This window comes from Janthinobacterium sp. SUN128 (genome assembly GCF_030587275.1).
Taxonomy (GTDB): Bacteria; Pseudomonadota; Gammaproteobacteria; order Burkholderiales; family Burkholderiaceae_D; genus Janthinobacterium; species Janthinobacterium lividum.
The window spans coordinates 580,825-592,476 of sequence record NZ_JAPWHY010000002.1; the positions used below are offsets into that span (position 1 = coordinate 580,825).

An 11,652-nucleotide genomic window follows, 5' to 3' on the forward strand; every position below is an offset into this window, starting at 1 on the left:
CACAAACGGCAAAGTACCCCAACCGTACAGGTCGGAAAACCACTACAGTTTTGTGCAAGGCAGCATAAGGAGCCACCGTGAAGCACAGCGACAGCACAGACGATGCCCCCGAGCAAGCAAGCGGCTGGCCCGTGCTGGACATCGACCGCCAGAAAAAGGGCGGCCTCGTCGAGCAGATCGTCATCGCCATCAGCGTCATGGTGGGCAGCCGCGCCCTGCGCATCGGCACGCGCATGCCGTCCGTGCGCCAGTTCGCCCGCTGCAATGGCGTGTCGACGTTTACCGTCGTCGAATCGTACGACCGCCTGGTCAACCTGGGCTTGCTGTCGTCGCGCCGCGGTTCCGGCTATTTCGTCGCGCGCCACGATGTCGCCGCCTCGCCGCAGGCGGCCGTACACGCGAGTCCCACCGCCATCGATGCCCTCACGCCGGACCTGTATTCGGGCGTGTCCGATGCCCTGCCCGTGGGTGCGGGCTGGCTGCCGCCCGAGATGTATGGCGAAGCGACCGTGCTCGATGCCGTGCGCCAGGCCATGCGCATTCCCGCCAGCAGGCTGCGCGGCTATGGCCATCCTCTCGGTTTTCCCTCGCTGCGCCAGCACCTGGCCGCCAGCCTGTCGGAAGAACTGTTCCAGGTGGAGCCGGACCAGATCTTGCTGACGCATGGCGCCACGCATGCCTTCGATTTGATCCTGCGCAGCCTGACCAAGCCGGGCGACACGGTGCTGGTGGAAGACCCCGGCTACAGCAATCTGCAGTCGCTGATCCGCCACCACGGCTGCATCCCCGTCGGCATCAGCCGCGGCGAGGCGGGCCTCGACCTCGATGCGCTGGCCAGCGAGGCCGCGCGCACCCAGCCCAAGCTGATGTTCGTCAACACGGTGCTGCAAAACCCGCTCGGCACCTCGCTCAGCCAGGCGCAGACGCACCGGCTGCTGGCACTGGCCGAGCAATTCGATTTCTGGCTGGTGGAGGACGATATCTACCGCGAACTGGCGGCGCGCGGCGACGCATCGCTGGCGGCCATGGATGGCTTGCGCCGCGTGATCCGCGTGGGCAGCTTTTCCAAGACCCTGTCGCCCGTGCTGCGCGTGGGGTCGATTTGCGCCTCGCCTTCGCTGGTGGCCGAACTGGTACGCGTGAAAATGCTGGCGGGACTGACGACGTCGGAAATCAACGAGCGCGCCGTCTACCACGCCATCTCCGCGCGGCCCTACAAGCGGATGGTCGAGCGGCTGGTGGCGCAGCTCGATGCGGCCCGCGAGCGCAGCATCGACTGCCTGGCGCAGGCGGGCATGGCGCCCGTGGCACGGCCCCGCGGCGGCATGTTCGTCAGCGCCGGCTGGCCCGACGTGCAAACACCGGAATGGAATGGCAAGATCATCGCCGACATGGCCTTGAAGGCCGGCATCCTGCTCTCGCCGAACGAATTTTTCATGCTGCGCGCGCCCGAGACGGTGTGGTTCCGCTTCAACGTGGCCTACACCGATACCCCCGTGCTGCAAGCGTTCCTGCAATCGATCCGCCCACGCTAAAGAACTTGCCATGGCCAGCGAAAAATCCCCTGCCCTTCCCGTGAAAAATGCCGGCGGCCGGCGCCTGCAAAACCGCGACCGCCTGGAAGCGGACATCCTGGAACAAGCCGTGCGCGCGTTCGCGGAAAGCGGCTATGAGGGCGCGTCGATCGCCACCATCGCCGAACGGGCCGGCCTGTCGAAGCAAAACCTGATGTATTACTTCCCGTCCAAGCAGCTGCTGTACCAGCGCGTGCTCGACGATGTGCTCGACGACTGGCTGGCGCGCATGGAGTCGCTGGCCAATGAACACGACGAACCGCGCGACGTGCTGCGCGCCTACATCGGCGCCAAGCTGCGTTTTTCGCGCGAACAGCCGTGGGCTTCGCGCGTGTATGCGCTGGAAGTGATCAATGGCGCGCCCCTGTACGGCGCGCAGATACGCGACCGGGTCGTGCCCCTGCTGCGCAAGGATATCGCCGTCTTCGAAGCCTGGATCGCGGCCGGCAGGATAGCACCCGTCAACGCCACGCACTTGATGTTCGCCATCTGGGCCATGACGCAATCGTATGCGGATTTTTCAGCGCAGATGGCCCTGGTGCTGGAGCGCAAGCAGCTCACGCGCAAGGATTACGAGGATGCGGAAATCCTGATCGCGCACATGGTGCTGGCGGCCGTGTCCATGCCGCCCGCAGGCGAAAAAAAACCGCCTTGCAAGGCGGTTTCCTGAACAGCGCAAACGCTTATGCTGCCGTCTTGCCCTTGCGGCGGCGCGCCATGAAGCCAACCAGGCCCAGGCCTGCCAACAACATCGCATAGGTTTCCGGTTCCGGCACGGCCGAAACATAACCGGCCACGTTGGTGGCGTTGAAATAATGGTTGGCGTTGACCTGGATGTTCGAAGCCCAGTTACCCACCACCACGTTGCCGTTGATCTGGCCATTGCCGCCGGCCAGGGTCGCCAGCGGCGCCAGAATGCTGCCATACAGGCCCACACCGTTCAAGGTGATGTTTTGCGCTTCATAGAAGTTGTACAGCACATTGTATTTGCTGAAATCGCCGTAGCCGCCGGACAGGTTCACATTCTTGCCGCTGATATTGAGGATCAGGGTGTCGTTCGTGTGCAGGTTGCTGAACTTGAAGTTGTTCACCGAGCCCAACGCCGCGGAAGTCAGATCGAACACTTGCACGCTGCCCGTGCCGCCCTTCAGGGTCATGCCGCCGTAGGCCACGGAGCTGCTGCCCGTGGACGCCACTTTCGCCAGCGAGGTCGAGGTGTTTTTCAGTTGCGCCGAGGTGGAGACAAACGATACGGGCGACGCCGTGGTCTTGCTCGCCGTGTTCAGGCCCACGCTGCTCGTCGTCGTGTTGCCGCCCACAAAATAGTTGCCGTTCTTGATCGAACCGGAGCTGTAGTTCAGGTTGCCGCCAACGACCAGCGCATAGCCGGTATTACCGTGCGTGACGTAGGCGTCCTTGTTCTTGTCATTGATCGAATAGCTCGATGCGGACAGGTTACCGGCAACCAGTACGCCGCCTTCGACATCGCTGCCGGATGCGCTGAAGTTGCTCAGGGAATACAAATTGGCGCCACCGATACCCAGATCGACAACACCGGCTTGCGCGGCGCCGGCAGCGAACACGGTCGACAGAACGAGAAGGAGTGGCAATTTAGGCATGCTTGACATTTTTATTTCCAAAAAGAAAATTAACTTGACGCCAGAATATCATATCTAGTTGATTTGAGATGTCGCAAATCAACAACTTTTGTAACGATTATGCAAACATAGTTGCATAATGGAAATTGTTTTGCTGTCGCTGCCCGGAGAACGCCTTAGCCATCCGGATGGCGCTTTGAACAGATGGGAAAACAGCCGTCTGTTCTGCTGTTTCAATATTGCTTAGAAGCGCAGCCAACTTGGTGATACGATCGCGGCAGCGCCAGACAGGCCAGGCCACAGAATACGAAATCATAAGGATGAAGCACGCATGAAACGATTGTCCCTAGGCGCACTGATGCTGGCATATGCCTGCGGCGCACACGCCGATGTTGTGAACATGATCGATAACCAGCCGCTGAGCGAAACCTGGCTCAACGCGGGCTTTTATTCGTACCACTTTCAGCGCGACAAGAACCTGAATGACAGCAATCCGGGCCTGGGCGCCGAATACCGCTTTTCCACGGTCGCGTCGGTCACGGCGGGCCGCTTCTACAATAGCGACCGTGCCTACTCGAACTACCTGGGCGTGTACTACCAGCCGATCAAGGTAGGCCCGCTGCGCGTCGGCGCCGTCGTTGGCGGCTTCAGCGGCTATCCGAAGATGCGCGATGGCGGCTGGTTCCCGGCCCTGGTCCCCACCATCAGCTATGAATACCAGCGCGTGGGCGTGAATATCGCCATCGTGCCTTCCTACAAGGACCGCCTGTATGGCGCCCTCAGTTTCCAGCTGAAACTCAAGGTGTTTGAATAACCGTTTGTCCTGATTTGTCGCCGTTCGGTCCGCCATTCCTGCCATTCGTCGCATACGCGATGCCCGGCAGCATGGTTCTGCCTATAGTGGACTCATCGCCAGCATGCATACGGCAGCGGCACCCACACGACAGGAGAACGGCATGAAAGACATCAATTCGGCACCGGGCAGCACTTCCTTCAGCGCTTTCTGGAACGAGCTGTGCGCTTACACGCGCCAGGGCCTGGCCGCCTTGCGGGCCATGTCGTGGCCCATGCTGCTGGCGTGCTGCCTGGGCCTGGCGTTCCTGATTACCATCTTGCCGCTGGCCATCATGCTGTTTGCCCTCGTCATGCTGCTGAAATGGGCAAGCAACAGCGATGATGCCGGCGCAGACGAAAAAGCGCCGGGCTCGCAGCAGTCGCCGCAATAAAAATTTGCGTCGTGGCAGGAGTGCAATGATTGTTCTATGGCACTATGGATGGGCACAGCACTGACAGGCATCAAACCCATCCCGATGGACGGTATGGGTACGGAACGCCAGGCAGTATCCATGATCGAAGCTACTCCCCCACAGCCATAGGAGTTTTCTGATGACCACGACAGCAAAAGCTACAGCAGCGACGACCATTCCCTGCCTGCGCTACCGAGACGCGCCCGCCGCCATTGAATGGCTGTGCAAGGCGCTCGGCTTTGAAAAACAATTGATCGTGCCTGACGGCAATGGTGGCGTCGCCCATGCGCAGCTGAGCTTTGGCAATGGCATGGTCATGGTGGCGCCAGCCATCGACAGCGACTATGGCCGCCTGATGAAACTGCCCGGCGACGTCGGCGGCGCCAATACGCAAAACTGCTACCTGGTCGTCAGCGATGCCGATGCCGTCTACCGCAGTGCGCGCGAAGCCGGCGCCGAGATCGTACTCGACATCAAGGATGAAGATTACGGCGGACGGGGCTTTACCTGCCGCGACCCGGAAGGCCATATCTGGAGCCTGGGCACCTACGATCCATGGTAAAACGGAGAACAATGATTATCAGTACCCTCGCCGCCGCCAGCCTTGCGCTGATCGGCGGTTTCCTGTCCGCTCCCGTCCTCGTCGACGAGCACCTCAACCGTGTCCACCCTCCGTCCGGCAAGGCGCCATCGGCAGCCACCGTGGCCCTGCACCAGAGCCTGTGGATCGCCGACCTGCATGCGGACAGCCTGCTGTGGCAACGCAACCTGAACCGCGACAGCCAGCGCGGGCATGTCGACTTCCCGCGCCTGCAACGGGCCAACGTGGCGCTGCAAGCCTTTTCTGTCGTGACCAAGACGCCGCGCAGGATGAATATCGAGCGCAACAGTAGTGACACGGACAACATCACGGCCCTGGTGGTGGCACAAGGCTTGCCGCCCGCTACCTGGAACAGCCTGCTGGCGCGCGCCACCTGGCAGGCCGACGAGTTGCGCCAGCAAGCGGCCAAGAGCCATGGCAAGGTCCGGGTGATCGGCAGCCGCGCCCAGCTGCGCAGCTTCATCGCCGCGCGCGAAAAAGACCCCGCCCTGCTGGCCGGCTGGCTGACGCTGGAAGGCGCGCATGCGCTCGAAGGCAAGCTGGACAACCTCGATACCCTGTACCGGGCCGGCTACCGCATGGCCGCGCCCACGCATTTCTTCGACACGGAACTCTCCGGTTCCCAGCACGGCATGAAAAAAGGCGGCCTGACGCCGCTGGGCCGGCAATGGCTGCGCGCCATGGAGCAGCGCAAGATGATCGTCGATCTGGCGCACGCCTCGCCGGCCACCATCGACGACGTGTTAACGATGGCGAAACGCCCCGTGATGGTGTCGCACACGGGCGTGCGCGGCACTTGCGCCAACGGCCGCAACCTCAGCGACAGCCAGTTGAAACGCATCGCCGCCCAGGGTGGCCTGGTGGGCATCGGCTTCTGGAACACGGCCGTCTGCGGCAAGGACGTGGCGTCCATCGCGCGCGCCATCAAGTACACGGTAAGACTGATCGGCGCCGAACACGTGGCCTATGGCTCGGACTTCGACGGCGCCGTCACCACGGCCATCGATGCGACGGGCTTGCCGCGATTGACGCAGGCGCTGCTCGACGCTGGCCTGTCGGAAGCGCAGATCCGCCGCGTGGCGGGCGAAAACGTACGCGACTTCCTGCTGAAGAACCTGCCGGACGACGACGCCTAGCCCAGTACGCTGATCAACGCATGGTCCGCCACCTGGCGTGGCCGGATGCGTATCAGCTTGCGGTACAACGGCGGCATCGACTCGCACAGCGCCAGCAGCACGTCTTCATCCATGGCCGGGCGCACATACTGGAATTGCGCGGGATTATTTTCCGGCAGCGCCCCCTCCATGGTGGAGCCGTAGGCGCCCAGGGTCATGAAGCTGGCGGCGCTGTCGTCCGGGCCGATGGCCAGCACGAAGGTGCCATGCTTGGGATGCCCCAGGTAGCTTTTAATTTCTTCCTGCAGCGCCGGCTCCGCGTTCGCCATCAATTCAAAGCGCAGTTGCGCGTACTGGCGCGTGCATTCCATGAATGGCGTGCGGATGACCGACTGCGCCAATTTTCCCGGCATGCACAGCAGCAGGTTGCCAAAGGAATCGAGCAAGGCGGCCGCGTCGCCCTGCCCGCCATCGCGCACATCCTGCTCCATGGCCGCCTGCAAAAATGGCGCCAGGCCGGCATCCGGCGCATGCGGCGCGCAGCGGTAAGTGAGGGCATCAGGATAGCGGCGGCGCAGGGCGCGCACCACGGCATGCTCGGACGGCAAGGTGGCGGGATCGCGCAAGTACACGTCGTCGCCGGCGTTCAGCAACTGCATCACCTGCGCCGATGTCGACTCGAACACGAGCGAGCACAGTGCCTGCGTCGCCTCGTGGATGCTCTTGCCGATGAAAAAAGATTTGGGCGCGGCGCCGGAAGGCAGGCGCGCATACTCGGTGGCGCCACGCACGGCCGGATAGCAAAAGCTGCGGCCGGCCTGCGCCTGCAGCGGCGCCGGCAAGGCGGTAAAACTGGCGCTGCCATCGTAATTGATGCCCGCCTTGACATCGGGAGCGGCCACCACCACGTTGAAACCGGCCGCCAAAATCGCCCCCGTGCACATGCAGCACGGATCGAGCGAGGTGACGATGGTCAGTTCGCCCGGCGGCGGCAAGGGCGTGCCCTTGGCCCGTTCGGCGAAATACCAATCCACCAGCTGGCGCTCGCCATGCGCGGTGGGGTCGAACACCAGGCCCTGGCGCACGACGTTGTTGTGCATCGATTGCAGCACGTTGCCGGCGCCATCGAGCAGCACGCCGCCCACGCCAAATGTACCCTGCGTCTTGGCTGCCATGGCTTCTGCCGCGGCAATCGCCACGGCGGCCTGGATGTCGATCGTCTTGTTCAAGCGGATCCTGTTACTTCATGTCCAGGTCGGAATTGCCGAAGCCGTGCGGCAGCAGCCAGCCCGCCGTCACTTCCATGACATCGTTTTTCAGATTGGTGAGGATCACCGGCAGGTCGGCGCCGCCCATCTCGAAGATCACCTGGCGGCAGGCGCCGCATGGCGAGATCGGTTCCGCCGTGTCGCCCGTGACGGCCAGCCTGGCAAAGTCGCCCGGCTTGCAGCCATGCGCGATGGCGCTGAAAAACGCCGTGCGTTCGGCGCAGTTGCACAGGCCATACGCGGCATTTTCCACGTTACAGCCACGGAAGACGCGGCCATCCTTGCACAGCAGCGCCGCGCCCACCTTGAAACGCGAGTATGGCGCGTAGGCCAGTTCGCGGCCAGCGTTGGCTTCGGCGATCAGTTCTTGGTTGTTCATTTGCTTATCTATCTGTAAAACCCGCGAAAGACCGGGGTCAGACCCTCAGGGTCTGACCCCAGATTTTGCTTCTAGGGCTAAGTTATGGTCGAATGGTACGGTAAATCACCGGATTGGCCTCCAGCGCCACCGCGCTGATGGCATACGCTTGCTGGATTTCCCTGACAGCTTGCTGCGCCGCCGCTTCCGTGCGCGCGTGCACCATGGCCAGCGGCTGGCCGACAGCCACCTGCTCGCCCAGGCCCACGAGGTCCGTCAGGCCGACAGCGAAATCGATGCTGTCGGTCGGACGGCGGCGGCCACCACCCAGGGCCACCACGGCCAGGCCAATGGCGCGGCAATCGCGCACGTTGGCAAAACCGGCGGACAGCGCCGGCGCCGGCACGATGAATGGTGCCTGTTCCAGGTGTTTGTCCGGATGTTCGACCAGGTCGCCCGGGCCGCCCAGGGCAGATACCATGCGCGAAAAGCGCTCGGCCGCTTCACCCGAATCGAGGGCCGCCATCAATTTCACGCGCGCTTCTTCTTCGGTGGCAGCCAGGCCGCCCAGCACCAGCATCTCGGCGCACAGCGCCAGGGTGACTTCATGCAGGCGCGCGGGACGCGAACGGCCCGTCAGGTAATCCATGGCGCCGCGCACTTCCAGCGCATTGCCCGCATACGGCGCCAGCGACTCGTTCATGTCCGTCAGAATCGCCGACGTCTGCATGCCCGCGCCGTTGCCGACGGCGACGATGCTCTCGGCCAGTTCCACCGACTTGTCGTAGGTCGGCATGAAGGCGCCCGTGCCCACTTTCACGTCCATCACCAGCGCATCCAGGCCAGCCGACAGTTTCTTCGACAGGATGGAGCCGGTGATCATGGCCACCGACTCCACCGTGGCGGTGACGTCGCGGATACTGTAGAAACGCTTGTCGGCCGGCGCCAGCTGCGCCGTCTGGCCGATGATGGCCACGCCGATCTCCTGCACCACCTTGCGGAACAGTTCATTGTCCGGCACCGTGCAGTAGCCGGGAATGGCGTCGAACTTGTCCAGCGTGCCGCCCGTGTGGCCCAGGCCGCGGCCCGAGATCATCGGCACGTAGCCGCCGCACGCGGCGACCATGGGCCCCAGCAGCAGGGAGACGACATCGCCCACGCCGCCCGTCGAATGCTTGTCGACGATGGGGCCCGGCAGGTTCAGCGAGCGCCAGTCCAGCACCTGGCCGGAATCGCGCATGGCCAGGGTGAACGCCACGCGCTCGTCCATGTTCATGTCGTTGAAATAGACGGCCATGCCCAGCGCCGCGATCTGGCCTTCGCTGACGCTGCCGTCAGTAATGCCGCGCACAAAAAACTGGATTTCCTCGGCGCTCAGCACGCCCTTGTCGCGTTTCTTGCGAATGATTTCCTGGGTTAACAACATGGAATAACTCCAATCATGAGATCTGGGGTCAGTCCCTGCGGATCTGACCCCAGCTTTGTAACGCTAGTTACCTATCAGACGCCGTAAGGAATCCACACGTTTTTCACTTGCGACGCATGCGCCAGCACGGCACGGCCGCCGCTTTGCGCGGCGCTGTACCAGTCGCGGCCCTTCGCGCCGCCTACCCAGGTGCGCTTCAGGGTGCCGGCCGACAGGCGCTCGACTTCCGCGCAACCTTCGGCGGAACCGTCATGGCGCCAGACGGCGTCGATGTCGGCGTGTGTGGCCAGGGTACGCGCCAGTTCATCGGCGTTGCCGCTGATGATGTTGACGACGCCGCCCGGCAAGTCGGACGTATCGAACACCTGGTACAGGTCCATCGCGGAGAGCGGATGCGCTTCCGACGGCACCACCACCACGCGGTTGCCCAGCGCGATGGCCGGCGCCACCAGCGAAATGAAGCCGAGCAAAGGCGCTTCATTCGGGCAAACGATGCCGATCACGCCGACCGCTTCGTTCAGCGCCACGGTGATGCCTTTTGTTGGCGGCTGGTGCGCCAGGCCGTCGTACTTGTCGGCCCAGGCAGCGTAGTAGAACAGGCGTTCGATCGATGCCTGTACTTCCTTCTCAGGATTTTTACTGCCCGTCATGGCGGCGATGCGGGCGGCAAATTCGTCGGCGCGCGCGGCCAGGTTTTCAGCGATGTAGTACAGCACTTGCGCGCGGTTGTGCGCCGTGGCGCCGGTCCAGCCGGACGCTTTATGGGCCGCTTCGACGGCGTTGCGGATATCCTTGCGGCTGCCCACGCCCACTTCGGCCAGCAGGGTGCCATTCGCGCCGAACACGGGGGTGCTGTAGGCGCTGTCAGGGCGCGCCTGCTTGCCGCCGATGTACATCTTGGCCGTGCGGTCGATGGCGAACGGATCGGCTGCCGCCGGCTTCACATTGCCCTTGGCTTTCGCTTCCACCACCGGCAAGGCCGGACGCGCATCTTCGGCCAGGGCAGTCATGTATTCCAGCATGCCTTCGCGGCCGCCTTCGCGGCCGAAGCCCGATTCGCGGTAGCCGCCGAAGCCGCACGCGGCGTCGAACTGATTCGCGCTGTTGATCCACACCACGCCAGCCTTGATGGCGGGAGCGATATCGAGCGCCAGGCTGATCGACTCGGTCCACACGCTGGCGGCCAGGCCGTACACCGTGTTGTTCGCCAGTTGCACCGCTTCAGGCGGCGTGCGGAAGCTCATGGCCACCAGCACGGGGCCAAAGATCTCAGCCTGCGCCACGGCGGCCGAGGTCGACGCGCCCGTGATCAGGGTGGGCGGGAACCACGAACCGTCGGCAGGCAACTCGCACGCCGGCTGCCATACATCGCAGCCTTCGGCACGGGCCGAATCGACCAGCGCGGCGATGCGCTGGCGCTGCACGGGGTCGACCAGCGCGCCCACGTCCATCGATTTGTCCAGGGGCGAGCCGAGACGCAGGTTTTCCATGCGCGCGCGCACCTTGTTCAGGAAGCGCTCCTGGATCGATTCCTGCACCAGCAGGCGCGAACCGGCGCAGCACACTTGCCCCTGGTTGAACCAGATCGAATCGACCAGGCCTTCCACGGCGCCGTCCAGGTCCGCGTCCTCAAAGACGATGAACGGCGACTTTCCGCCCAGCTCCAGCGACAGCTTCTTGCCGCTGCCGGCCGTCGCTTCACGAATGAGGCGGCCCACTTCGGTGGAACCCGTAAACGCGATCTTGTCGACGCCAGGATGGTTGACGATGGCCGAGCCCACGCGGCCGTCGCCGGTGACGATGTTGACCACGCCGGCCGGCACGCCCGCCTGCACGCACAGTTCGGCGAACAGCATGGCGGTCAGCGACGTGAATTCGGCCGGCTTGAAGACGACCGTGTTACCGGCAGCCAGGGCCGGGGCGATTTTCCACGACAGCATCAGCAGGGGGAAATTCCACGGCACGATCTGGCCCACCACGCCCACGGCGCGGTAGTCGGCGAACTCTTCCGACTGCAGCTGCGCCCAGCCGGCGTGATGATAGAAATGGCGCGCGGCCAGCGGCAGGTCGATATCGCGCGTTTCGCGGATGGTCTTGCCGTTATCCAGGGTTTCCAGCACGGCGAACAGGCGCGAATGCTTTTGCAGCAGACGGGCCAGCGCGTACATGAATTTCGCGCGGCCGTGGCCACCCATGCCTTGCCATACGGGCAGCGCGCGGCGCGCCGCTTCCACGGCGCGTTCCACGTCTGCATCGCTCGCTTGCGTCAGTTCCGCCAGCTGCGTGCCGTCGGCAGGATTGGTCGAGGCGAACAGTTCCGCAGGCTCGCTCCAGGCATTGTCGATGAACAAACCGAATGTGCGCTGGTGGCCATCAAGCCACGCCTGCGCTTCTTTTTGACTTTCGGGAGCAGGGCCGTAGTCCATAGTATTGAGAATCTCGTTAATTGTTGGCATGACGATTGT

The 11,652-nt window shown here is 63.5% G+C and carries 11 protein-coding genes; 6 read left to right on the forward strand and 5 right to left on the reverse strand.

Features of this window, described 5'->3' with window-relative positions:
- The first annotated feature begins 77 nt into the window (after positions 1 to 77).
- Positions 78 to 1,535, forward strand: coding sequence for a PLP-dependent aminotransferase family protein (locus O3297_RS22530; RefSeq protein WP_305050209.1), 1,458 nt, complete (start codon positions 78 to 80; stop codon positions 1,533 to 1,535).
- A 10-nt stretch (positions 1,536 to 1,545) separates the two neighbouring features.
- Complete coding sequence (locus O3297_RS22535) at positions 1,546 to 2,244, forward strand: TetR/AcrR family transcriptional regulator (RefSeq protein ID WP_099389594.1); 699 nt, start codon at positions 1,546 to 1,548, stop codon at positions 2,242 to 2,244.
- Between the two features lie 13 nt (positions 2,245 to 2,257).
- Here the strand turns inward: O3297_RS22535 and O3297_RS22540 are convergent, their stop codons facing one another.
- The gene (locus tag O3297_RS22540; RefSeq protein WP_305050211.1) at positions 2,258 to 3,193 is read right to left on the reverse strand and encodes a choice-of-anchor A family protein; all 936 of its coding nucleotides are present in this window, start codon (positions 3,191 to 3,193) and stop codon (positions 2,258 to 2,260) included.
- Between the two features lie 310 nt (positions 3,194 to 3,503).
- Between O3297_RS22540 and O3297_RS22545 the strand changes: the two genes are divergently transcribed.
- The 4 genes from O3297_RS22545 (at position 3,504) to O3297_RS22560 (ending at position 6,156) form a co-directional block, all read left to right on the forward strand.
- Positions 3,504 to 3,986, forward strand: a complete 483-nt coding sequence (locus tag O3297_RS22545) for a hypothetical protein (protein WP_034785567.1) — start codon at positions 3,504 to 3,506, stop codon at positions 3,984 to 3,986.
- Positions 3,987 to 4,128: 142 nt separating this feature from the next.
- Positions 4,129 to 4,398 (forward strand): hypothetical protein, encoded by a 270-nt coding sequence (locus O3297_RS22550; protein WP_305050212.1) that lies wholly within the window; start codon positions 4,129 to 4,131, stop codon positions 4,396 to 4,398.
- A gap of 160 nt (positions 4,399 to 4,558) precedes the next feature.
- A complete protein-coding gene (locus O3297_RS22555) occupies positions 4,559 to 4,981 on the forward strand; it encodes a VOC family protein (protein ID WP_034785571.1) in 423 nt (140 codons plus the stop codon).
- Between the two features lie 11 nt (positions 4,982 to 4,992).
- Entirely contained in the window at positions 4,993 to 6,156 is a 1,164-nt protein-coding gene (locus O3297_RS22560) for a dipeptidase (RefSeq protein WP_305050214.1), read from the forward strand.
- Here the strand turns inward: O3297_RS22560 and O3297_RS22565 are convergent.
- The 4 genes from O3297_RS22565 to O3297_RS22580 all read right to left on the reverse strand — a co-directional run bounded on the left by O3297_RS22565 (position 6,153) and on the right by O3297_RS22580 (position 11,643).
- The gene (locus tag O3297_RS22565) at positions 6,153 to 7,364 is read right to left on the reverse strand and encodes a nucleoside deaminase (protein ID WP_099389596.1); all 1,212 of its coding nucleotides are present in this window, start codon (positions 7,362 to 7,364) and stop codon (positions 6,153 to 6,155) included. The two genes, O3297_RS22560 and O3297_RS22565, sit on opposite strands and share 4 nt — an antisense overlap.
- A gap of 10 nt (positions 7,365 to 7,374) precedes the next feature.
- Positions 7,375 to 7,782, reverse strand: a complete 408-nt coding sequence (locus O3297_RS22570) for a cytidine deaminase (protein ID WP_034785574.1) — start codon at positions 7,780 to 7,782, stop codon at positions 7,375 to 7,377.
- 82 nt (positions 7,783 to 7,864) lie between these two features.
- The gene (gene deoA / locus O3297_RS22575; protein WP_099389597.1) at positions 7,865 to 9,187 is read right to left on the reverse strand and encodes a thymidine phosphorylase; all 1,323 of its coding nucleotides are present in this window, start codon (positions 9,185 to 9,187) and stop codon (positions 7,865 to 7,867) included.
- A gap of 74 nt (positions 9,188 to 9,261) precedes the next feature.
- On the reverse strand, positions 9,262 to 11,643 hold the full coding sequence (locus tag O3297_RS22580) for an aldehyde dehydrogenase family protein (RefSeq protein ID WP_370385439.1): 2,382 nt from the start codon (positions 11,641 to 11,643) through the stop codon (positions 9,262 to 9,264).
- Between the last annotated feature and the right edge of the window lie 9 nt (positions 11,644 to 11,652).